We start from the raw sequence: 20,557 nt of genomic DNA on the forward strand, positions 1-20,557 counted from the left end.
GGCCGGGCAGTCCCCGGAGCCGGTCAGGTTTCGAGGAGGTGCTTGAGCTTCTCCTCGCTCCTCGGCATCTCCTTGCGGACCATGGGCTTGACCGCGAGGGGGACCAGGGCCCTGCCCAGACCGTGGGCCTCGAAGTCGACGGAGAGGGTGACGCGTGAACGGCTCCCGCCCTCGAGGGGTTCGATGTGGCCCCGCACGTCCGGCCGCACCGGCCCGTCGAGCCCGTGGAAGTGCCAGCTGCGCGGCGGGTCGAGTTCCACGACCTGCATGGTCGTGGGGACGCTGCGCTTGCCGATCTTGCGGGTGACGACGACCCTCGAACCGACGTGGACGGGGAGTTCGTCGATCGGGACGGCGGATACCGCGCTGTCCTGCCATTCCGGCAGGTGCCTGGGATCCGTCACGTACGCGTAGACGTCCTCGGGCCTGCGGTCGATCTCGATGCTTTTGCTGATCGCGGACATGGCGACCCCTTAGAGCCCCCCTGACTGTCCTCTGGTTCCAAACTACCCCTCGGGTGTGGCGGCCGCGCGGTCCTTCCTCGCGGCCATCACGGCGTACACGAGGACCCCTGCGAAGAGGAACAGCACGCCCTGGTAGACGGCCGCGTAGCCGGAGCCCGCCACCAGCCACATCGAGAAGCCGAAGGCCAGGCAGGCGAGGGTGGCGTCGCGGAACAGGCGGCCGGGCGCGACCCGCTCGGACCGGCCCGTGGCGAGGAAGTAGATCTGCGCGGCGGTGGAGAGCAGGTACGGGACGGTCGCCGTGAAGGTGGTCACCAGGACCAGGACCTCGAAGACGCCCTGCGAGCCGGCCGTGTAGTTGTAGACCGTCAACGCCGAGGCCAGGACGACGGTGACGATCACGCCGACCACCGGGACGCCGCGCTTCCTCGTCCCGAAGACCTGGGGGAAGAGCCCGTCCTTGGCGGCGGCGTACGGGGTCTGCGCGCTCAGCAGGGTCCAGCCGTTGAGCGCGCCGGCCATCGAGATCACGGCGGCGCAGGCGACGAGCGTGCCACCCCAGGTCCCACCGAACATGGCGTTGACGGCGTCGGTGAAGGGGGCCTCGGAGGAGACCAGCTTCTCGTGCGCGACCAGGCCGAAGACGGCGAGGGTACCGAGCAGGTAGACGGTGGCGGCGCCCACGGTGCCCAGGATCGTGGCCCGCCCGACGTTGCGGGCCGGGTCGCGGACCTCGCCCGCGCTGACGGCGGCGGACTCGACGCCCAGGTAGCTGAAGAGCAGGATCGCGGCGGACGCGGAGACGGCGCCGACCGCGCTCTGGCCGGTGGCCTGGAAGGGACCGAGGTTGGCCGGGTCGAAGAAGAAGAGCCCGCCCACGGCCACGAGCAGCAGCGGGGCGAACTTCAGTACGGTGGAGACGAGTTGGACGACGCCGACGTAGCGGGTTCCCGCCAGGTTGGCGAGCGCCGGGAGCCACTGCACGGCGAGGGCGGCCAGGCACATGGACCACTTGTGCTCTCCGATGACCGGGAGCAGCACGGAGAGGTAGCCGACGGCCGCCACCGCGAGTGCCGCGTTGGAGACCCAGGTGGTGATCCAGTAGCTCCAGGCGGCGAGGAAGCCGGCGAAGTCACCGAAGGCGGCGCGGGCGTAGACGTACGGGCCGCCGGTCTGCGGGTGCCGCTGCGCGAGGCGGCCGAAGACCAGGGCCAGGGCTATCGCGCCGAGGGTGAGCACGGCGAAGGCGACGAGGCTGATGGTGCCGAAGGGGGCCACCGAGGCGGGGAGGAGGAAGATCCCACCGCCGATGATGTTGCCCATGACGAGGCAGGTCGCGACGGGCAGACCGAAGCGCCGTTCCCCCTGCGGGCGGGGCCCGGACGTCCCGGCCGTCCTGGCGGTCTCTGCGGGCGGGGCTGCGGTGCTGGTCATCGGTGGTGCGCCTCGGGGTGTCTCACATGGTGGGCAGGTCGACACATGGTCGGCCACCACCGGGTCCGCACCAAATCAGCGGGTTTCGTCCCGCACGGAGCCCCCTACGGAAGGAAAGATTCCGCCTGCGGCCCCCTCCAGCGGAGAATCCTCCGCCGCCCTCGGCGCCGGGGCAGGGGAGCGCAGCGCCGGCCGCCGCAGGTCCACCGGCACCTGAGGCCCGTCCGCCTCCCGCAGCCACCTCCGCAGTACGCGGTGGACCGCTTCCGCGCCGACCAGTTCACCCCCCGGCTCCGACAGCTCCGCAGGCCACATCAGGAACGGGTGTCCCTGTTCCCCGCCGAGACCGCCGTGCGAGCCGATCTGCTCCTCGAAGGCGTGCACCGCGCCCGTGTCCGGGTCGTAGGCCGAATTCACCATGATGTCGGCCGCGTGCGGGAAGGTGTCCGTCCGGCGGACGGCCTCCGCCGCGCCGGGGCCGAAGGGAGCCAGCAGTTCCTCCGCCTCCCCCGGGACGTCCAGGCGCGCCGCCGCCCCGTCCGGTCCCAGCACCACCCCGTCCACCAACAGGAAGCCCACACCCGGATGGTTCGCCAGGGTCGCCAGCAGCGCGGGGTGCGCACGCTCGATGCTCTCGCGCGAAGCCCGGCCGGGGAGGTCGGGGAAGGAGATCAGAGCGAGGTTGCCCGAGGCGAGCACCACCGGGTCGGAGCCCGGGTGCGGATGGGCCTCCTCGCCCTCCTCCACCGGCCGGTGGAGGGCCGCGAGGACGGCCGCCCGGGCCTCGGCCCCGCTGTGGGTGCGGCCGGCCCGGCGGGAGACCGGCAGCCCGCAGCCGGCCCGGACCAGGTCCTTCAGCGTCAGTCCGTAGCGGCTGAGGAAGGTCTCCCCCGGGCTCTGGCCGTGGTCGGAGAGCAGCACGATCCGGTACTCCCGCGGTGCGTGCTCGGCGACCCGGGCGATGAGCGCGAGGCTCCGGTCGAGGCGCCGCAGCACCTGGTCGGTGTCCCGGCCGCGCGGGCCCGAGTGGTGCGCGACCTCGTCGTAGGCGACCAGGTCGGCGTAGACCGCGGCGCGGCCGGCGAGCATGTCGCCGATCACCGCCGCGACGACCACGTCCCGTTCGACCACGGTCGCGAAGGCCCGGATCAGCGGGTACAGCCCGCCGCGCGCCACCCGCGGGCGGTCCCCGCGGATCCGCGCCCGCAGCGACTGGCCGATCTCCCGGACCGCCTCGGCGACGAAGGACACGGCCGTGCGGACGGCGTTGGCCGGGTCGGAGAAGTACGCGAAGTAGCCCGCGCGGGACCGGTTCGCCCGGCCCCGCCGGGCCGAGACGGAGAGGACGAGCGCCAGTTGGCGGGCGCCGCCGCTGAACAGGTTGCCCCGGCTCGCCCCGTCGAGGATGAGCAGTCCGCCGTCCCCCGTGCGCTCGACGGCCCGCCGCTGGAGCTCGGCGGCGCTGGTCGGCCGGTTGCAGACCACCACCTCGCCGGTGTCCTTCTCGTACCAGCGGAAGGCGGGCACGTCGAAGTTGGAGCCGTGCAGGATGCCGAGCTGGCTCGCCCCGGTCTGGCTCGACCAGTCCGTACGCCAGGACGCGACGCGGTGGCTGCGGTCCAGCCAGCCGGCGACGGTGGGCATCAGCCCGCTGCCGCACGCGTGGCGCAGCACCTCGTACCCGACCCCGTCGAGCTGGAGGAAGACCAGCCCGGGCGCGGTCCCGCCGGCCCGGGGCGCGCGCGCTCCGCCCTGCCTGCGGCGGCGCCGGTCGGCGAGCCGGTAGAGGCGGCGCCGGTACGCCTCGTCGTCGCGCACCGCGAGTGCGGTGGAGGTCGCCGAGGCCACCGCGGACATCACGGCGGCCACGACCACCGCGGTCTCGGGGGCCGCCTCGCCCCGCCCTGCCGGGATCAGGCTGAGCGCGATCAGCAGGAGCGAGCCGTTCAGGAAGAAGACGAGCAGCCCGAGCACCAGGGCGGGCACCAGCAGCAGGGCCCGTACGAGCACCGGCCACACCAGCGCGCTCAGCAGGCCGAAGGCCCCGGCGCCCCAGGCGGCGGTCAGGCCGATCTGCGTGATGCTGTCACCGTCGTCGGACTGGAGCCGGAAGTCGGGCAGGATCCCGGCCAGGGCGAGCATCGTGAGGGTGGACACCGCCCACACGAGGATCACCCGCACCAGGGCGCTGCCCGCGGTCCGCCACCGTCCTCGCCACACGCCGCTACCTCCCGCGAGCCCCGTCCCGCCTCCCAGGCTCGCACAGCCGGGCGCACCCGGGCGGGCGACACGGACGGCGCACGGGGGTGCGCGAGCGGCCGGTCAGGTGCCGGTCAGGCGCCGGGGAGCTGCCGGTCGGGTCAGGTGCGGGCAGGCGCGTCGGGCGTGGGTGCCGCTCAGGTGCCGTCGTAGCCGGCGGTCGGCATCGAGAGCCGGCGGTGCACCTCGGCCTTCATCGCGGAGGTGTACTGCGGTTCGTCGTCCCCGGCGGTCTCCAGTCGTACGCCGCGCCGCTCGCACTCGGCGGTGAACTCCTCGACGGAGCGCAGGGCGCGGGCCAGCACCCGGTGGTTCGCGGCGACGAAGAGGTCGACCTGCCCGGCGTCGACGTCGGACCAGAGCCCGCAGTGGTCGGCGCGCAGCCCGTAGACGAGCAGTTGCTTCGTCACGACGTAGCCCCGGTCGGCGGCCCAGCGCGCGCACATGGCGTGCTGGCCGCGGGTGTCCACGGCGAAGGGGTCGGCGTCCAGGTCTTCGAGCGGGGCCAGGCTGGCGATCGCGGCCACGCGCAACTCTTCCATGCCGCCGGACCCTACTCCGATCCGCCGCCGGAGAGGAGGGGGCGGCCGCTTCCGGTTCCGGGCGGACCCGCGGGGCAGGCTTTAGGCTCGTGGGGGGCGTGAGGGAGGAGGCCCGGGTGTCGGTGGAGATCACCTGGTGGGGGCACGCCACGTGCACGGTCGAGGACTCCGGGGTCCGGCTGCTGACGGATCCGCTGTTCGCGCGGCGCCTCGCGCACCTGCGGCGGCGGCGCGGGGCGGTGCCCCCGGCCGAGGCGGCGGTGGCGGACGTGGTGCTGGTGTCGCACCTGCACGCCGATCACATGCATCTGCCGTCGCTGGGGCGGCTCGCGCCCGGGACCCGGCTGCTGGTGCCGCGCGGGGCGCGCCGGGCGGTGCCGGGCCTGGCGCGGGTCGCCCGGCTGCGCCGGCTGGCGGTGACGGAGGTGGCGCCGGGCGAGGAGGTCACCGTACGCGGCGGCGTACGGGTCCGGGCGGTCCGCGCGCGGCACGACGGGCGGCGGCTGCCGTTCGGGCCGCAGGTCGCGCCGGCGCTCGGGTACGTGGTGCAGGGCGCCGCGCGGACCTACTTCGCCGGGGACACCGGGCTGTTCGACGCGATGGCCGCGGAGGTCGGGCCGGTGGAGGTGGCCCTGCTGCCGGTGGGCGGCTGGGGCCCGTACCTGGGCCCGGGGCACCTGGACGCGGACCGGGCGGCGCAGGCGCTGGCCTCGCTGGCGCCCGCGGCGGCGGTGCCGGTGCACTACGGGACGTACTGGCCGGTGGGGATGGACGCGGTGCGGCCGCATGAATTCCACGCGCCGGGCGAGGAGTTCGAGCGGCGGGCGCGGCAGCTGGCGCCGAAGGTGACGGTACGGGTGCTCGAACAGGGCGAGCGGGTCCGGCTGCCGTGACGTGGCGCGAGGTCGCGGCGGCGGCCGGCCAGGTGCCGCCGGAGACCACCCAGCAGGCGGTGGGCTACCCGGCGTTGTTCGTGCTGGTGGCGCTGGGCGCGCTGGTGCCGGTGATCCCGACGGGGGCGCTGGTGAGTTCGGCCGCGGTGGTGGCGTTCCATCACCAGACGTTGCCCTTCGGGGTGCTGCTGGTGTTCGGGGTGTCGGCGCTGGCGGCGTTCACCGGGGACATGGCGCTGTACTGGCTCGGGCGGCGCGGGGTGCGATCGCGGAACGGCTCGCGCTGGCTGGAAGCGCTGCGCGGCCGGGCCACGCCGGAGCGGCTGGAGCAGGCGCGGACGAGGCTGGACGAGCACGGGGTGCTGGTGCTGGTGGTCTCGCGGCTGCTCCCGGCGGGCCGGATCCCGGTGATGCTGGCCTGCCTCCTGGCGCGGCTGCCGCTGCGCCGCTTCGCCCGCGGCGACGCTCCGGCGTGCCTGGCCTGGGCGGCGACGTACGGCCTGATCGGCATCCTGGGCGGCTCCCTCTTCTCGGAGCCCTGGAAGGGCGTGGCGCTGGCGGTCGGCCTGACCCTGCTGATCAGCGCGGGCCCGGCCTTCTGGCGCCGGTTCCGGGCGAGGTACAGGCCGGGCTAGACCTCAAGTGCGGTTCGGGTTCTAGGCTCTTGATCGACGGGCGATCTCGAAGAGCGAACGGAGCCGATCCACCATGGAGTACTCGCACGACGACGCCGAACTGATCCGGCAGCCCATCGGCTACTGGAGCTGGGCGGCCTACGACGCGGTCGTCACCCGCACCCGGGGCGCACTCGCCGAGCTGGGCACCACCCAGCCCCAGTGGTGGATCCTCCACCAGGTGGCGGGTGCCGGGGCGCCCAGGACCCGCGCGGACGTCTCCGCGACCCTGCGGAACTACCTAGCCGTGGGGGCGGAGGCGTTGGCCGAGGAGATCGACACAGCCGTGGCCCGCGGATGGCTCACGCCGGACGCCGGGGAGCGTCTCGAACTCACCGCCGAGGGCCGGGCCTTCTACGAGCGGGCGGCGGCCCTGCAGAAGGACCTGTGGGACGAGCGCCACGCGGGCATCTCCGACGAGGAGTACCGGACCACGCTGAAGGTGCTCCAGCGGTTCATCCACAACACGGGCGGCAAGGCCTGGCACCACTAGGGGCCGAGGGTGCGGGAGGCGCCGATCGGGAGGTCCCAGAGGTCGTCGCGGGGCAGTCCGGCGCGGGACCAGGCGGCCAGGGTGCGGTGCAGGGGTTCCATGACCGGTTCGGCGGAGAGGACGAAGGTGGCCCAGTGCATGGGGGCCATCCGGCGGGCGCCGAGGTCGAGACAGGCCTTGACGGCTTCCTCGGGGTCGGCGTGGACATCGCCGAGCCACCAGCGCGGGGCGTAGGCGCCGACCGGCAGGAGGGCGAGGTCGATGCCGGGGTGGCGGCGGCCGATCTCGCCGAACCAGTGGCCGTAGCCGGTGTCACCCGCGAAGTAGACCTTGCGCGGCGTCGGGCTCAGCGTGTCCGTGAGGATCCAGCCGCCCCACAGGGACCGGCAGGTGTCGATCAGGGACCGCTTCGACCAGTGGTGGGCGGGGACGAACTCGAAGCGGACGCCGTCCAGTTCGGCCGACTCCCACCAGTCGAGGTCCGTGACCCGGGTGAAGCCGCGGCGGCGGAACCAGCCGGCGAGACCCGCCGGGACGAAGAGGGCCGTGTGCCGGGGCAGCCGCCTGAGGGTGGGGGCGTCGAGGTGGTCGTAGTGGTTGTGGCTGATCACCACCGCGTCCACCGGCGGCAGATCCTCCCAGCGCACTCCGACGGGGGTCATCCGGGTCGGGGTCCCGAGGATCCGACGGGACCAGACGGGATCGGTCAGTACGGTCAGTCCGCCGGTCCGCAGCACCCAGCTGGCGTGTCCGGCCCAGGTGACGCACACCGTGCCGGGGGGCGCGGCGGGCAGCGGGGCGGGCTCGTACGGCAGGTCGGGGATGCCGCGCAGCCCTTCGGGGCCGGGCCGGAAGGCGCCCTCGCGGGCGAGTCGGGCGAAGCCGCGGACGCCGGGGAGCGGGGTGGTCAGCCGGTCCGCGAAGGAGCCGGGCCAGCGGCGGTGTTCCCCGAGCGGGCGCGGGGCGGAAGGGCGCTCGCGCGCGGGCTCCAGCACCGGCTCGGGCCCCGGCCCCAGCCCTGCACCTCGCCCCGGCCCCGGCCCAGGCCCCGGCCCTTGAGCCAGCGCCGCCTCAGGCACCGGGTCCGGGTCCGGCTCCGGCCGGGGCGCGGGCCGCTGGGCGACGGCCGGCCGTACCGGCGCCGTGGAGGCGGAGGCGGGGGCGACGGCGTCCGTCCGGTCCCTCATCGAGAAGTCTCCGTTCGCCAGGGTCGGGGAGGGGTGTCAGGCCAGCCCGGCCAGGACTGATCCGAGGAGTTCCAGGGAGCCTCGTACGTGCGGCAGCGCGAGCGGATCGCGCGCGGTGAGGGCGGCCAGCCGCTCCTCGGGGGTGGCGCCCAGCAGCGGACCGGTGGACAACCTCACCCGCAGCTCGCCCAGTTCGTCCGCGAACCGCTGCCCGCCGGGCGTGGGCGCGCCGAGCCGGCCGCCGAGCCAGTCCTCCAATTCCATGGCGTCGCCGATCCCGTGCCGCGCGAGTCCGGCGCGCAGCGGGGTGAGGTCGGCGTAGAGGTGTCGGCCGGCCTGCGGGGGCCGGGCCAGCGCCCCGGCCGCGAGCAGGGTGTGGTGTGCGGCGGCGGCCACCACACCGTGCAGGGCGGCGGCCGCGCGGGCGCGTTCGGCGACGGCGCCGGGTTCGTCGAGGGCGTGCGCGGCGGCGGCGGCGACGGGGCCGGCGACCATCGCGCCGGTGGCGGTGAGGACGTCGAGGGTGCGTGCGCGCAGCCAGGTCCCGCGCGCGGTGTCGGGGAAGCGGACCACGGCGGCGGGCCAGCCGGCGGGCAGCAGCGCGCCGGACAGGTCGACGAGGACGGCCGCCTGTTCGGGGAGCATCTCGGCGGGGCTCAGCACCAGCGTGTCGTGCGGCCGGTGGACGGTGTCGCGCCAGCTCTCGTCGCTGACGACGAACAGCCCGGCGGATTCGGCGGCCTCGCAGGCCTCGCGCAGCAGCTCGGGCGGCGGCACGGTCGCGGTCGGGTCGTCGGCGACCGACAGCAGCAGCAGCCGCGGGTCGCCGCCCTCGGCGCGGACCCGGCGTACGGTCTCCAGCAGGGCGTAGGGGTCCGGTACGCCGCCGCACTCGGCCGGGGTCGGCACGTGGTAGGCCCGCCGTCCCAGCAGTCGGACCTGCGGGGTCCACCAGGCGGGACACGGCCGGGGCAGCATCACATCGCCCCCGTACGCCCCGATCAGGGCCAGCAGCAGGGCGGGGGCTCCGGGTCCGGCGGCCACGTTCTCCGGGGAGGTGGCGAGCCCGCGCCGGCCCCAGTGCCGGCAGGCGGCCTCGCGTACCGGTTCCCCACCGCCCGGGGGCTCGGGGGCGGCGCGCCCGGCGGCCGCGGCCAGGACGGTGACCAGCTCGGGCAGCACGGGCAGGCCCGGCTGGGGTGCGGGTGGTCCGTATCGCACCGGGCCGTGGCCCTCCGCCGCCGTGCGCTGCATCCCCGCCACCGCTTCCCGCCTTCCGCGCTCGCTCGTCCGCCACGGTCAGCCGACCTGACCTTTATACGATTATTTAAGGCTGTATGCCCATTATCGGGACGCCCGTCTATCGGGACGCCCGTCGCCGATGCCCGGCGTCGGGATCAGCCCTTCCTCCCCAGCAGGGCGAGGAGCCTGGTCTGCGCGTTCGCACCCGCCGGGACCTCCAGGGGCGCGGCGTACGCCCCACTGGCCGCGAGCGCGTCGGCGTACGGCATGACCTCCTTGATGGAGAACTCGACGAGGCCGTCGGGCAGCCGGTCGTCGCCGCCGATGCCCCGGGAGAGGTCCCAGGCGTGCACGACGCAGTCCGCGGTCAGCTCCGAGCAGTACGCCGATGCGCGCGTGGGCCCGTACGAGAGCCGGACGGTCCGCTCCAGCGCGCCGGGCGCGGCGAAGGCGGCCTGCGCGGCGGCCGCCGCCTCCTCCCAGGCGGCCACCGGGTCCGCGCCCAGCACGTCGCCGGAGAACGCGTCGCCGAGCTCCTCGACAGTGCGGCCCTCGGTGACCAGCGGCGGGATCCAGAGCTGCTCACCGGTGACGTGGTTGACCAGATCCCGCACGTTCCACTCCGTACACGGGGTCGGCGCGTCCCACAGGTCGTCCTTGACGGCGCGCACCCGCTCACCGAAGAGCCGCAGCGCCTCGGCATGCCGTTCGAGCAGCGTGTCCGGCATGACTCTCACCGTCCTCTGCCGTGAGCTTCTCCCCTGGAGCCCCCTTGGCCCACTCTCCTCGCACCTGCATGGCCCTGCCACCGGCCCACCCAACCCCCTTGGAACACAAGCCCGGTGTCCACATGTCAAAACGGCTATCTCATATGGCGAACTGATCCTCTACGGTGGGACGAACGCTTCGACGAGGAGGGGTCAGGCCATGAACGCCGCCAAGGAGACCGCCGTCTACACGCACGGCCACCACGAGTCGGTCCTGCGCTCGCACCGCTGGCGCACCGCCGAGAACTCCGCCGCGTACCTGATCGGCGAACTGCGCCCGGGGATGTCGGTCCTGGACGTCGGCTGCGGCCCGGGCACGATCACCGCGGACCTGGCGCAGCTGGTCGCGCCGGGCGGCCGGGTCACCGCCGTCGACGCGGCCGAGGACGTCCTCGCGCAGGCCCGCGCCCACGTGCGGGAGCGCGGCCTGGGCGCCGCCGTGTCCATTGCCGCGGCGGACGTCCACGCGCTGGATTTCCCGGACGACTCCTTCGACGTGGTCCACGCGCACCAGGTGCTGCAGCACGTCGGGGACCCCGTGCGGGCGCTGCGCGAGATGCGGCGGGTGTGCCGGCCGGGCGGGATCGTGGCCGCGCGCGACGCCGACTACGCGGCGATGACCTGGTACCCGGCGACGCCGGGTCTGGACGACTGGCTGAGCCTGTACCGGCGGGTCGCCCGCGCCAACGGCGGCGAACCGGACGCGGGCCGCCGCCTGCGGGCCTGGGCCCGGGAGGCCGGCTTCTCGGACGTGACCTCCTCGGCGACGGCCTGGTGCTTCGCCACCCCGCAGGAGACGGCCTGGTGGGCGGCGCTGTGGGCGGACCGTACGACGGCCTCCACGTACGCGGCCGTCGCCACCGGCGGCGGCCACGCGACCCCCTCGCACCTGTCGTCCGTCGCCGCCGCCTGGCGCGCCTGGGGCGCGGACCCCGACGCCTCGTTCTCGGTCCTGAACGGCGAGATCCTCTGCCGGGCCTGAGCCCGGCACGCGGACACGGTTCGAGGGGCGGTGATCGATTGCTATAGCGTGCCCACGTCAATAGAACGTCAGCACGCCCACTGGGGGACTCCCATATGACCTACCCTCCGCAGCAGGGCCCCGGCCCGTACCCCGGCCAGCCCGGCCAGCCCGGCCCGTACGGACAGCAGCCCCCGCAGGGTTACCCGCCGCAGCCCGGGTACGGACACCCGCAGCAGCAGGCCCAGCCTCCGTACGGCGGCGCACCGCAGCAGCAGATGTACCCGCCGCAGCAACAGCAGTGGTCCGCTCCGCCGCCTCCGGCGCCGCCGGCCCGGAGCGGGGGCATGGGCATCATGAAGATCCTGAAGGGCGTCGCCCTGGGGATCGGCGTCATCGTCATCGGCGTCGGCTACTTCCTGAGCCAGGACGACGCCGATCAGGCGGAGGTCGGGGACTGCCTCAAGAACAACGGGTCCACGATCAGCCCCGACCTGCAGGTGGTGAAGTGCGGTGACGCCACGGCCGAGTACAAGGTGGTCGAGGTGATCCCCGACACCGTGGACAGCAGCAAGTGCGAAGGCAAGTCGGACGTCGGCTACCACGAGCAGACCAGCGGTGGCCGGCGCAGTTCGGGCAAGCAGTTCGTGCTCTGCATCAACGAGATCAAGAAGTAGACGAGGCCGCGCCGCGTCCCCCCTGCACCGGGGGACGCATGCGGAAGTCGTAGTGCGGCGGGAGCGGCCGGTCGGTGAGGGTGGACCAGACCTCGGACAGGATCTCCTCGCCCTCCCGCAGGTCGGGGAGTTCGAAGCCGTCCTCGAAGACCCGGCGGGCCGCCGCCACATGACCCTCCGCCGCCAGCAGCCGGGCCGCGAGGAGCCGGAAGCGGCCCTGTTCGCGCAGCGCGGGCCGGAGCCGGTCCCAGACATCGCGGGCCTGCGCCAGACGGCCGGCGGCGAGTAGCGCCGCCATCGCCTCCTGGCCGAGCGCGGACTCCGCGGCCGTCCACGGCTCGCCTCCGCGGCTCTCCGCGGCCAGGTCCTCGAAGGCCGCCGCGTAGCCGTCGGCCGCCCGCGCCGGATCGCCCGCCAGGGCGTCCGCCACCGCCAGGCAGCGCAGCAGCGGCCACCGCGAGGGGGCGAGCGCCAGCCCGCGCTCCCAGCTCCGTACCGCCTGGGCCACGTCTCCCGCGTGCCACTGGGCCACCCCGAGGTGGTACTCGGTCAGCGGATCCGCCGCAGCCGTCTCCAGCATGTCCCGCCAGTGCGCGGCGACCAGGCTCGGGCCCGGCGGCGCCACCCGGCGCGGGGCCGGGAAGAGACCGGTGCGCCACAACTCCAGCCAGGGCTCCTGCTCCTCGCCGAGCGTGGACTCCTCGAAGGGGGTGCCCGGCAGCTCGATGCCGCCGCACAGCACCTCCAGCGCGCCCCAGCCCGAGCCCGCCGCCAGCCGCTCCCCCGGTTCGGTGTCGGCGCGGCCGCGCCACGCCTCGTACGCCGCGTCCACCCGCTCGCGCGGCAGTACGGCGTCCAGCGCGGCCTGCGCCGCGCCGCGGGCGGCGGCCCAGTCCGCGCCGTGCACCGCCGAGGGCTCCGCCGACAGCGGCCCGTACGCCTCCAGCCAGCTGAACTCCCCGCCGCCCTCCAGCCGTACGTGCTCCAGCTGGGTCCGGGCCAGCCCGGCCTGGATCTCCGCGTAGCCGCCCGTGCCCGGCTCGGTGAGCCACTCCTGCCAGCGCCGGCCGCCACCGCCCGCGCCCCACACGAACAGCTTGCGTCCGCGCAGCCGCCCGGTGGAGGTCTGCACGAGCCCCTGTCCGGCGGCGTCCAGCGAGGCGATCCAGGGCCGTGCCCCGTCCTGGACCTCGTAGAAGAAATCGGCCGGATACTCGCTGCGCAGGGGGTACGTGCGGTCCGCGCCCTCCCACTCCGGTACGGGGATGCGGCGCAGCGAGCGCGCGTACCCGAAGTGCCAGGCCTCGTCGGCGGGGGCGAGCACGCGGGTGCCCGCGTCCTCCGGGACGGCGATGTTGGACCACCAGTACACGGGGGCGGGCCGCTCGTGCGGGTTGCACACGCGGACGCCGACGTAGAGGAACTCCGAGTCCTCCGGCAGCCACAGGTCCACCTGGAAGGGCAGGTCGCGCAGCCGCTCCCACTCCCACAGCCGGAGCATCACGCCCCCGTCCGGCGCGGGGACCAGCGCGGCGTGCAGCGGGGCACAGGACAGGGTGGTGTGCCCGGTCGCGCCGGTGTTCCACTCGATGCCGCCGGAGAACCAGGCCCCGTTCAGCGCGAAGTTGGCGGGCTGGAACACCGGGTTGCGGTAGAGCAGTTCCCGCCCGGTCGGCAGGTGTACGAGGGAGTGGACGCGCCCGCCCAGGCCCGGGAGCACGGTGACCCGCAGGTGCTCGTTCTCGATGACGATCGACTCGAACTCCCGCTCCGACCGCTCCCGTCGGTACCCGTCCCGGATCCGGACGGGCAGCAGCGAGCGCAGCGGCTCGTACCCGATCTGCCGCGCCATGTCGCGCGGGAGATCGTCGCGCGCGCGGTCGTCCAGGCCCCCCTGGTCCAAAGCCTGCACGCCGTCGGGCGCGTGCAGGGCGGGCAGGGGGTTCTCGGAGCCCAACGGGGCTGCGGGGATGGTCAGTACGGCACGTCGGACGGTGGTGGCCATGAGGAAAAGGGAACACCCCACGGCGGCCCCTGCACAGGGGTTCCGCGGATCACCACCGGTCAGGATGACGCGAAGACCCGCGCGAAGGCCGCCCTACGCGAAGGCGCCCGCCACCAGGTCGGCGAGCAGGGCGCCCGCACGCCCGTCCGGGTCCAGGTCCGGGTCGTAGATCGTGACGTTGATCCCGACACAGCGCGGTGAGCTCACCAACACCCCGAGCAGCTCGGCGAGTTCGTCGGGAATCAGGCCTCCCGCGTCGGGACTGTCCACGGCGGGCATGACCTCCGGGTCCAGCACGTCGGCGTCCAGGTGCACCCAGAATCCGGCGGTGGCCGGCGGGTGCAGTCCGTCCAGCGCCGCCCGGGCCACCGGCCCGGCGCCGCGCTCGCGGATCTCCCCCACGGTGGCCACGGAGATCCCGGCCGCGCGCAGTTCCGCGAGGTCCGGGTCGCGGTCCCGCAGCCCGAAGAGCCGCACGTCCTCGTCCCGCAGGTACGGCGAGAGCCCCTCCAGGTCCGAGAGATCGGCCTGGCCGCGCCCGGTGGAGAGGGCGAGCTCCTCGCCGCCGGCGGCGCCGACGGGCCCGTTCACGGCCTCGTTGCCGGGGTGGCGGAAGTCGGCGGAGCCGTCGATCGCGGCCAGTCCGTACCGCCCGAGCCGGCGCATGGCGAGGGCGGCGCCGAGCTGGATCGAGCAGTCACCGCCGAGCACAACGGGGAACTCCCCGGCCCGCAGGTGCCGTTCGATCCGGTCGGCGAGGGTGACGGTGTACGCGGCGAGGGCGTCGGCGTGGAACACGCCGTCGCCCTCCTTCCAGTCGCCGCGGTCGTAGCGCGGCGGGACCACCACCCCGCCCTCCCGCGCGCCGAGCCGGGCCAGCAGGCCCTGTTCGCGCAGGGCCCCGGCGAGCTTGTAGACGCCGGGTACGGTGCCCGGCGCGGGCGGGCGCAGGCCGAGGTTGGACGGGGCATCGAGGAGCACGAGGGTTCGCATCCCCTCATCCTGTGCGATGTCCCCTCCCGGGGGTCGGCATTTCGGCCGTGACGGCCCATCGCTCGTGATCGCGCCAGGCGCCGTCGACGTACAGGAAGTCCGGGGAGAAGCCCTCCAGCCGGAAGCCCGCGCCGCGCACCAGCGCGATCGAGGCGGTGTTGCCGGGCTGGATGTTGGCTTCCAGGCACTCGAAGGCACCGCGCACGATGTTGTTGATGTTGACGAAGCCGGCCAGGGCCCCGGTGCCGAGCTCGCACACGAGGAATCCGGCGCGGCCCTCGCCTCCGGTGAGCCGGGCCGCGTACGACTCGTACTCCTCGAGGGTGACGGGCGGGAACAGCCAGGGGTGGTGGAGGTCCCGGCTCTCCTGTGCCCGTGCCGTGAACTCGGGCCCGTCGGCGAGCCGGAAGGGCCGCAGGCCCACCCGCGCGCCCTCCCGTACGTACGGGGAAAAGGTCATCCGCCCAGGCTAGGAGGTGTGGCACGATGCCCGGTGTGATCATCGGCCTCGACACCCGGGAACTCCTGCTCGCGGCGGCACGGAACAACGCCGAGTGGTGCGACGCGGTCGTACGCTGCCACGGACCGGCGGGCGCGTTCGCGCCGGAGGCGTGGACGAGCGCGCGCCGGACCCCGCCGCTCTACCCGGACGCCGTGACCCTGGCCCCTGGCGCCCAGGCGGCCCCGTTGGTGGCCGGGATCGACACCGGCGGCCCCGGGTGCTCGGTGAAGGACAGCTTCGCCGACCTGGACCTGTCCGGGGACGGCTTCGAGGTGCTGTTCGAGGCCCAGTGGATCCACCGCCCGGCCGGGGCGCCGGTCCCGGAGGCGGCCGCGGCGTCCGGCCTGGAGTGGTCGCAGGTGGCCACCGCGGAGGAACTGCGGGCCTGGGAGGGCGCCTGGGACGGCGAGGAGAGCACCGGACTGTTCCGCCCGGCCCTGCTCGGCGAGGGCATCGCCTTCCTGGCGGGCCGCGCCGGGGGCCGGATCGTCGCCGGGGCCGTCGCGAGCACGGGCGGTGGCGTCGTGGGCGTCTCCAACCTGTTCGCCCACGACGAGACCAACGACGAGGCCCACGCCGCTGGCATCGAGGCCGGCATCGACGCGGGCATCGACGCCGGCATCGACGCCGTCTGGGCGGGCGTCCTCGCCGCGACCGCCACCCGCTGGCCGGGCCTGCCGGTCGTGGGCTACGAGCACGGGGAGGACCTCGACGCCGCCGTCCGCGCCGGGTTCACCCCGATCGGCCCGCTCCGCATCTGGCTGCACACCGCCTGAGCGGGCAGAACCGGCTGCTGGTGGCGATCGGCACCCCTCAGGGCGTGCCCTGGGGCTCCAGCCGCAGCAGCGGGATGTCGGTCCGCTCGATCCCGAAGACCTGGGCGTACAGGGACAGTTCGGCTTCCAGCGCCCGGATCATGGTGTCCGCCCGCCGGAAGCCGTGGCCCTCGCCAGCGAAGGTCAGGTACGCGTGCGGTACCGGACGGCCCCGCAGCGCGGCCAGGAAGCGTTCCGCCTGGGCCGGTGGGCAGACCGGGTCGTCCAGCCCCTGGAGCAGGACGAACGGCGCCGTGATCCGGTCGGCGCGGGCCACCGGGGAGCGCTCGCGGTTCAGGACGGCCAGGGTCTGCGGCGGCCCGGCCAGGCCGTCGATGTAGCGGGATTCCATGTCGTGGGTCTCCTCGGCGAAGCCGAGCAGGTCCAGCACCGGGTAGATGATCGCGGCGCAGGCGTACAGGTCGGTGGCGGCCAGCGAGGCCGCCGCCGTCCAGCCGCCCGCGCTGCCGCCCCGGATGGCGAGCCGGGCGGGGTCGGCGGTCCCCTCGGCGGCCAGCGCCCGGGCCACCGCCGCGCAGTCCTCCACGTCCACCACGCCCCACTGCTCGCGCAGCCGCTCCCGGTAGGCGCGGCCGTAGCCGGTGGACCCTCCGTAGTTCACCTCGACCACGCCGATGCCGCGCGAGGTGAAGTACGCGATGTGCAGGTCGAGTACGGGCGGCACGTGGTCGGTGGGTCCGCCGTGCGCCCACACCACGTACGGGGGCAGTTCGTCGCCGGCGGCCCGGCAGGCCGGGTGGTGCGGCGGGTAGACGTGCGCGTGGATCTGGCGGTTGTCGGGACCGAGGAAGGTGCGGCTCTGCGGCTCCGGGTAGTAGGCCGGGTCCACCGGGCCCGCGCCCTGCGCGCCGACCACCCGGGCGTGCCCGGTGGCGGTGTCCAGCTCGACCACCTCGTAGGCGCTGCGCGGGCTGGCGGCGACCCCGTAGACCCGGGTGCCGTGCACGGCGAGCGTCGGCTGCCAGGCCGTCCACGGCCCGGCCGCGTCCACCAGGTCGCCGCTCTCCGGGTCCAGGATGCCGAGGACCGGGGAGCCCTGACCGTGCAGGACGGCGACGGGCCCCTCGGGCAGCGGGGCGAGCCAGCGCAGTCCGGGTTTCCACAGCGGGCCGCCGAACTCCTCTTCCCTGGGGCACAGGTTGACGGCCTCGCCGGTCTTCGGGTCCACGCGGTACGGGTTCCACCAGCCGCCGCGGTCGCTCACCGCGAGGAGGGTTCCGCCGGCCGTCCAGTCCACCTGGGCCACGGACTCCTCGGGGCCGCCGAGCACGGTCCGGGCCTCGGCGAGCTCCCCGTCCTCGGTGACGTCGGCCAGCTTCAGCTCGGTGCCGTCCCAGGGCATCCGGGGGTGGTCCCACACCAGCCAGGCCGCGCGCCGGCCGTCCGGGGAGAGCCGGGGCCCGGTGGTGAACCGGTGCCGGTCGTCCGTCAGCTCCCGCACCGCGGCGCGGTCCCCGGCCGCCGAGCCGTCCAGCGGTACGGCGGCCAGTACCCGGCGCACATCGGTCGGCGCGGGCCCGGTGAATTCCTCCAGCACGCACCACACCTCGCCGCCGCGCAGCACCGGGTCGGCCCAGCGCAGCCCGCCGCCGGTCCCGGACACGGGGGTCAGGGCCCGCGGCCCGGGATCGCCGGGCGCGTCGGGCTCGTACGCGTACAGTCGCTGGTCGGCGAAGTGGACGAAGACCAACAGGGGCCCGCCGACGGGCCGTTCGACTCCGGCCCAGGGCTGTCCGCCGTATTCGGTGACCCGGCTGCGGACGTTCCACGGCGCGGGCAGCTCGGTGACTTCCCGGCCGGTGGGACCGTCGTCGCCTGTGGTGCGGCTGCGTACGAGGGCGCGGCGGCCGGCCTCCCGCGGCCGGGGCTCGGTCCACCACACCTCGGGGCCGACCGTGCCGAGGTACTCGGGCCGCCCGTCGAGCGAGGCGGCGAGCGCGGCGTCGATGGGTGAGGGCCAGCTTCCGTAGGGCAGGGTCGCCGCCGCCATCACCGGGTCCCGCTCACAGGGTCCGCAGCGCACGGTCGAGGACGCGGACGCCGAAGTGCAGGGCTTCGACGGGGACCCGCTCGTCCACGCCGTGGAAGAGGGCCCAGTAGTCGAAGCCCGGCGGCAGCTTCAGGGGGGAGAAGCCGTAGCCGGTGATGCCGAGGCGGGAGAACTGCTTGGCGTCGGTGCCGCCGGCCATGCAGAAGGGCACCACGTGCCCGTCCGGGTCGAACCGCTCGACGGACTCGCGCAGGATCGCGTACGTCCGCCCGTCCACGGGGGCTTCGAGCGCCGGCTCGCGGTGGTGGAACTCCCACCGCACGTAGGGGCCGGTGAGCGCGTCCAGGGTGGCGATGAACTCGGCCTCGCCGCCGGGCAGCATCCGGCCGTCCACGTAGGCGGTGGCCTGTCCGGGGATCACGTTCAGCTTGTAGCCGGCGCTGAGCATGGTCGGGTTGGCGCTGTTGCGTACGGTCGCCTCCACCAGGACGGCTGCCGGGCCGAGGTCGGCGAGGACCGCGTCGAGGTCGAAGCCGGGGTGGCGCGGGTCCACCGACAGGCCCTGCAGGGCGGCGAGTTCGGTGATGCAGGCGACGAGGGTGTCGGTGAGCCGGACCGGCCATTCGTAGGCGCCGATCCGTGCCACGGCCGCGGCGAGCCGGGTGACGGCGTTGGCCTTGTTGGGCTTGGAGCCGTGGCCGGCGGTGCCGTGCGCGGTCAACTTCAGCCAGGCGGTGCCCCGTTCGCCTGCCGCGATCGGATAGAGGGCCTGGCCGGGGCCCTGGCCGGTGTGCACGGTGAAGGCTCCGGACTCGCTGATGCCTTCCGTGCAGCCATCGAAGAGGTGCGGATGGTGGTCGGCGAGGAAGCCGGACCCGTCGATCGCGCTGTCCTCCTCGTCGGCGGTGTAGGCGATCACGATGTCCCGGCGCGGCTTCACTCCCGCGCGCGCCCAGGCCCGTACGAGGGCCAGCACCATCGCGTCCATGTTCTTCATGTCGACGGCGCCGCGCCCCCAGACCACGCCGTCGCGGACCTCGCCGGAGAAGGGGTCCACGCTCCAGTCGGCGGCCTCGGCGGGTACCACGTCGAGGTGGCCGTGGACGAGGAGGGCCTCGGCGGAGGGGTCGGTGCCCTCGATCCGGGCGACCACGTTGGTGCGGCCGGGTGTGCGCTCCAGCAGGACCGGCTGCAGACCGGCGGCGGCGAGCCGCTCGGCGACGTATTCGGCGGCGGGGCGCTCACGGCAGTCGCCGCCGCCCCGGTTGGTGGTGTCGATCCTGATGAGGCCGGAGGTGAACTCGACGGCCTCGTCGAGGGCCACCTCGTCCACGACGTCCACGACGTCCACGACGTCCACGGCGCCCGCGACGTCCACGACGTCCATGACGTGCCCGACGTCCGCGCTCCCGGCGTCGACGCGGAGCTCGGTCCTGATTGCCTGCATGTCAGCCATACTGCTCCTCCACGGCCGCCGAGACGACCGTCGTGACCGCCTTGAAGGTCCGGATCCCCTCGTACATCGTCTCGCTGGTGTACGCGACCCTGCGCTCCCCGCACCGCTCCGTGCCCGGCACCACCGTGGCGGCCATGGCCAGGTGCTCGGCGTCGAACTCCAGCTCCACGGTGAAGGGTCCGCCGCGGACCGGCTCGTGCCGTACGGCCAGGGCGGTGGCCTCCTTGGCGGCGGCCCGGATGTCGGCCGCGGTGCGGGCGGGGGTCCGGCACACGGCGGCGTAGCGCGAGACGTGGTCCTTGACCGCGACGGTCACCGCGTCCGGGGCGTAGCCGGCGGCGTCGACACACGTCAGGTCGTCGCCGGTGACCAGGACGACCGGGACCCCGTACTCGGCGACGACGTGGGCGTTGAGCAGTCCCTCGCTGGCGCGGATCCCGTTCACCCAGACCCCGGTGATGGAGTTGGCGAGGTAGGTGTGGGCGAGGACGCCCTCGGCGCCGGCGCCCGTGTGGTAGCCGACGAACGCGATGCCGTCGACGTCGCCGCGCTGGACCCCCTCGACCATGGAGAGGCTCTTGTGGCGGCCGGTGAGCATCTCGGCGCGGGCGTCGAGCCGTTCGAGCAGCAGGTTGCGCATGGTCCAGTGCGCCTCGTTGATGACGACCTGGTCGGCGCCGCCGTCGTAGAAGCCGAGCACGGCGGCGTTGACGTCGGAGGTGAAGAGTCCCCGGCAGCGCTCCCACTGCGGTGTCCCGGGCAGCACGTCGGCGGGCCAGGTGACGCCTGTGGCGCCTTCCATGTCGGCGGAGATGAGGATCTTCATCGGGCCCCCGGGCGGTCGGTTGCGCGGTCGCGCGCGACGCGGGCGGCACGCACGGCGCCCAGCCTAGGCCCTGGCCGGGCGATGTTCGCGGATCCACCCGCGCGCCCCGACGCAAAGACCCTCCCGGCTCCGCCGACCCGCCCCCGGCTCCGGCTCCGGCTCCGCCGAACAACCCCGGCTGCGCCGGAGCCAAACTCAGCCTCGCCGGCGTTTGAGGCGCGGGGTCTGGGGCGGAGCCCCAGGAAACCCGGCGCAACGTTGCAGCCCGGCCCGGGCACAATCCAGCCCCGCCGGGGGTTGGGGGGGGGGGGGGGGGGGGGGGGGGAAAGAAAAAAAAATCCCACAGGAAGGAGGGG

19 protein-coding genes are annotated in these 20,557 nt (G+C 74.6%); 6 read left to right on the top strand and 13 right to left on the bottom strand.

All coding sequences use genetic code 11. The features are described 5' to 3' along the window. Positions 1-23 precede the first annotated feature (23 nt). The 4 genes from ACZ4TV_RS04030 to ACZ4TV_RS04045 all read right to left on the bottom strand — a co-directional run bounded on the left by ACZ4TV_RS04030 (position 24) and on the right by ACZ4TV_RS04045 (position 4,699). Positions 24-464 (bottom strand): SRPBCC family protein, encoded by a 441-nt coding sequence (locus ACZ4TV_RS04030; RefSeq protein WP_468130413.1) that lies wholly within the window; start codon positions 462-464, stop codon positions 24-26. Between the two features lie 42 nt (positions 465-506). Next, on the bottom strand, positions 507-1,898 hold the full coding sequence (locus ACZ4TV_RS04035; RefSeq protein WP_468130415.1) for an amino acid permease: 1,392 nt from the start codon (positions 1,896-1,898) through the stop codon (positions 507-509). A 75-nt stretch (positions 1,899-1,973) separates the two neighbouring features. Then, positions 1,974-4,118 (bottom strand): phage holin family protein, encoded by a 2,145-nt coding sequence (locus ACZ4TV_RS04040; protein ID WP_468130417.1) that lies wholly within the window; start codon positions 4,116-4,118, stop codon positions 1,974-1,976. Positions 4,119-4,294: 176 nt separating this feature from the next. Continuing rightward, positions 4,295-4,699, bottom strand: coding sequence for a hypothetical protein (locus ACZ4TV_RS04045; RefSeq protein WP_468130419.1), 405 nt, complete (start codon positions 4,697-4,699; stop codon positions 4,295-4,297). A gap of 116 nt (positions 4,700-4,815) precedes the next feature. Between ACZ4TV_RS04045 and ACZ4TV_RS04050 the strand changes: the two genes are divergently transcribed. The 3 genes from ACZ4TV_RS04050 (at position 4,816) to ACZ4TV_RS04060 (ending at position 6,759) form a co-directional block, all read left to right on the top strand. Next, positions 4,816-5,592, top strand: a complete 777-nt coding sequence (locus tag ACZ4TV_RS04050) for an MBL fold metallo-hydrolase (RefSeq protein WP_468130718.1) — start codon at positions 4,816-4,818, stop codon at positions 5,590-5,592. Then, a complete protein-coding gene (locus tag ACZ4TV_RS04055) occupies positions 5,589-6,227 on the top strand; it encodes a DedA family protein (RefSeq protein WP_468130421.1) in 639 nt (212 codons plus the stop codon). The genes ACZ4TV_RS04050 and ACZ4TV_RS04055 overlap by 4 nt, the downstream gene beginning before the upstream one ends. Positions 6,228-6,300: 73 nt before the next feature. Then, positions 6,301-6,759, top strand: a complete 459-nt coding sequence (locus tag ACZ4TV_RS04060) for a MarR family winged helix-turn-helix transcriptional regulator (protein WP_468130423.1) — start codon at positions 6,301-6,303, stop codon at positions 6,757-6,759. Here ACZ4TV_RS04060 and ACZ4TV_RS04065 read toward each other — a convergent pair. From ACZ4TV_RS04065 to ACZ4TV_RS04075, 3 genes are all read right to left on the bottom strand, one after another. Then, positions 6,756-7,946 carry an MBL fold metallo-hydrolase gene (locus ACZ4TV_RS04065; protein ID WP_468130425.1) on the bottom strand — a complete coding sequence of 397 codons (1,191 nt, stop codon included), beginning with the start codon at positions 7,944-7,946 and terminating at the stop codon, positions 6,756-6,758. The two genes, ACZ4TV_RS04060 and ACZ4TV_RS04065, sit on opposite strands and share 4 nt — an antisense overlap. A gap of 36 nt (positions 7,947-7,982) precedes the next feature. Then, the gene (locus ACZ4TV_RS04070; protein WP_468130720.1) at positions 7,983-9,200 is read right to left on the bottom strand and encodes an aminotransferase class I/II-fold pyridoxal phosphate-dependent enzyme; all 1,218 of its coding nucleotides are present in this window, start codon (positions 9,198-9,200) and stop codon (positions 7,983-7,985) included. Between the two features lie 143 nt (positions 9,201-9,343). Then, positions 9,344-9,916 (bottom strand): TIGR03086 family metal-binding protein, encoded by a 573-nt coding sequence (locus ACZ4TV_RS04075; protein ID WP_468130427.1) that lies wholly within the window; start codon positions 9,914-9,916, stop codon positions 9,344-9,346. Positions 9,917-10,115: 199 nt separating this feature from the next. On the opposite strand from ACZ4TV_RS04075, the gene ACZ4TV_RS04080 reads away from it, so the two are divergent. Beyond that, the gene (locus tag ACZ4TV_RS04080) at positions 10,116-10,937 is read left to right on the top strand and encodes a methyltransferase domain-containing protein (RefSeq protein WP_468130429.1); all 822 of its coding nucleotides are present in this window, start codon (positions 10,116-10,118) and stop codon (positions 10,935-10,937) included. A 95-nt stretch (positions 10,938-11,032) separates the two neighbouring features. After that, entirely contained in the window at positions 11,033-11,593 is a 561-nt protein-coding gene (locus tag ACZ4TV_RS04085; protein WP_468130431.1) for an LppU/SCO3897 family protein, read from the top strand. On the opposite strand, the gene ACZ4TV_RS04090 is transcribed toward ACZ4TV_RS04085, so the two are convergent. The 3 genes from ACZ4TV_RS04090 to ACZ4TV_RS04100 form a co-directional block, all read right to left on the bottom strand. After that, the gene (locus tag ACZ4TV_RS04090; RefSeq protein ID WP_468130433.1) at positions 11,583-13,598 is read right to left on the bottom strand and encodes a DUF5107 domain-containing protein; all 2,016 of its coding nucleotides are present in this window, start codon (positions 13,596-13,598) and stop codon (positions 11,583-11,585) included. The two genes, ACZ4TV_RS04085 and ACZ4TV_RS04090, sit on opposite strands and share 11 nt — an antisense overlap. Before the next feature lie 93 nt (positions 13,599-13,691). Continuing rightward, positions 13,692-14,591 carry an arginase family protein gene (locus ACZ4TV_RS04095; RefSeq protein WP_468130435.1) on the bottom strand — a complete coding sequence of 300 codons (900 nt, stop codon included), beginning with the start codon at positions 14,589-14,591 and terminating at the stop codon, positions 13,692-13,694. A 4-nt stretch (positions 14,592-14,595) separates the two neighbouring features. Continuing rightward, a complete protein-coding gene (locus ACZ4TV_RS04100; RefSeq protein ID WP_468130437.1) occupies positions 14,596-15,051 on the bottom strand; it encodes a GNAT family N-acetyltransferase in 456 nt (151 codons plus the stop codon). A gap of 26 nt (positions 15,052-15,077) precedes the next feature. Between ACZ4TV_RS04100 and ACZ4TV_RS04105 the strand changes: the two genes are divergently transcribed. Continuing rightward, positions 15,078-15,869 (top strand): hypothetical protein, encoded by a 792-nt coding sequence (locus ACZ4TV_RS04105; protein WP_468130439.1) that lies wholly within the window; start codon positions 15,078-15,080, stop codon positions 15,867-15,869. A gap of 37 nt (positions 15,870-15,906) precedes the next feature. Here ACZ4TV_RS04105 and ACZ4TV_RS04110 read toward each other — a convergent pair whose 3' ends face one another. From ACZ4TV_RS04110 to ACZ4TV_RS04120, 3 genes are all read right to left on the bottom strand, one after another. Next, positions 15,907-17,919 carry a S9 family peptidase gene (locus ACZ4TV_RS04110; RefSeq protein WP_468130441.1) on the bottom strand — a complete coding sequence of 671 codons (2,013 nt, stop codon included), beginning with the start codon at positions 17,917-17,919 and terminating at the stop codon, positions 15,907-15,909. Between the two features lie 13 nt (positions 17,920-17,932). Next, complete coding sequence (locus ACZ4TV_RS04115; RefSeq protein WP_468130722.1) at positions 17,933-19,306, bottom strand: M20/M25/M40 family metallo-hydrolase; 1,374 nt, start codon at positions 19,304-19,306, stop codon at positions 17,933-17,935. A gap of 61 nt (positions 19,307-19,367) precedes the next feature. Then, complete coding sequence (locus ACZ4TV_RS04120; protein WP_468130443.1) at positions 19,368-20,201, bottom strand: M55 family metallopeptidase; 834 nt, start codon at positions 20,199-20,201, stop codon at positions 19,368-19,370. Between the last annotated feature and the right edge of the window lie 356 nt (positions 20,202-20,557).

It is taken from the genome of Streptomyces sp. NPDC028910 (assembly GCF_055564955.1).

Bases quoted from the DNA above. Each gene is read 5' to 3' on its own strand.
- ACZ4TV_RS04115 (WP_468130722.1), bottom strand. From the start codon at position 19,306: ATGGACGTCGTGGACGTCGCGGGCGCCGTGGACGTCGTGGACGTCGTG.
- ACZ4TV_RS04095 (WP_468130435.1), bottom strand. From the start codon at position 14,591: ATGCGAACCCTCGTGCTCCTCGATGCCCCGTCCAACCTCGGCCTGCGC.
- ACZ4TV_RS04105 (WP_468130439.1), top strand. From the start codon at position 15,078: ATGCCCGGTGTGATCATCGGCCTCGACACCCGGGAACTCCTGCTCGCG.
- ACZ4TV_RS04100 (WP_468130437.1), bottom strand. From the start codon at position 15,051: ATGACCTTTTCCCCGTACGTACGGGAGGGCGCGCGGGTGGGCCTGCGG.
- ACZ4TV_RS04075 (WP_468130427.1), bottom strand. From the start codon at position 9,916: ATGCCGGACACGCTGCTCGAACGGCATGCCGAGGCGCTGCGGCTCTTC.
- ACZ4TV_RS04060 (WP_468130423.1), top strand. From the start codon at position 6,301: ATGGAGTACTCGCACGACGACGCCGAACTGATCCGGCAGCCCATCGGC.
- ACZ4TV_RS04030 (WP_468130413.1), bottom strand. From the start codon at position 464: ATGTCCGCGATCAGCAAAAGCATCGAGATCGACCGCAGGCCCGAGGAC.
- ACZ4TV_RS04110 (WP_468130441.1), bottom strand. From the start codon at position 17,919: ATGGCGGCGGCGACCCTGCCCTACGGAAGCTGGCCCTCACCCATCGAC.
- ACZ4TV_RS04035 (WP_468130415.1), bottom strand. From the start codon at position 1,898: ATGACCAGCACCGCAGCCCCGCCCGCAGAGACCGCCAGGACGGCCGGG.
- ACZ4TV_RS04090 (WP_468130433.1), bottom strand. From the start codon at position 13,598: ATGGCCACCACCGTCCGACGTGCCGTACTGACCATCCCCGCAGCCCCG.
- ACZ4TV_RS04080 (WP_468130429.1), top strand. From the start codon at position 10,116: ATGAACGCCGCCAAGGAGACCGCCGTCTACACGCACGGCCACCACGAG.
- ACZ4TV_RS04045 (WP_468130419.1), bottom strand. From the start codon at position 4,699: ATGGAAGAGTTGCGCGTGGCCGCGATCGCCAGCCTGGCCCCGCTCGAA.
- ACZ4TV_RS04085 (WP_468130431.1), top strand. From the start codon at position 11,033: ATGACCTACCCTCCGCAGCAGGGCCCCGGCCCGTACCCCGGCCAGCCC.
- ACZ4TV_RS04120 (WP_468130443.1), bottom strand. From the start codon at position 20,201: ATGAAGATCCTCATCTCCGCCGACATGGAAGGCGCCACAGGCGTCACC.
- ACZ4TV_RS04065 (WP_468130425.1), bottom strand. From the start codon at position 7,946: ATGAGGGACCGGACGGACGCCGTCGCCCCCGCCTCCGCCTCCACGGCG.
- ACZ4TV_RS04070 (WP_468130720.1), bottom strand. From the start codon at position 9,200: ATGCAGCGCACGGCGGCGGAGGGCCACGGCCCGGTGCGATACGGACCA.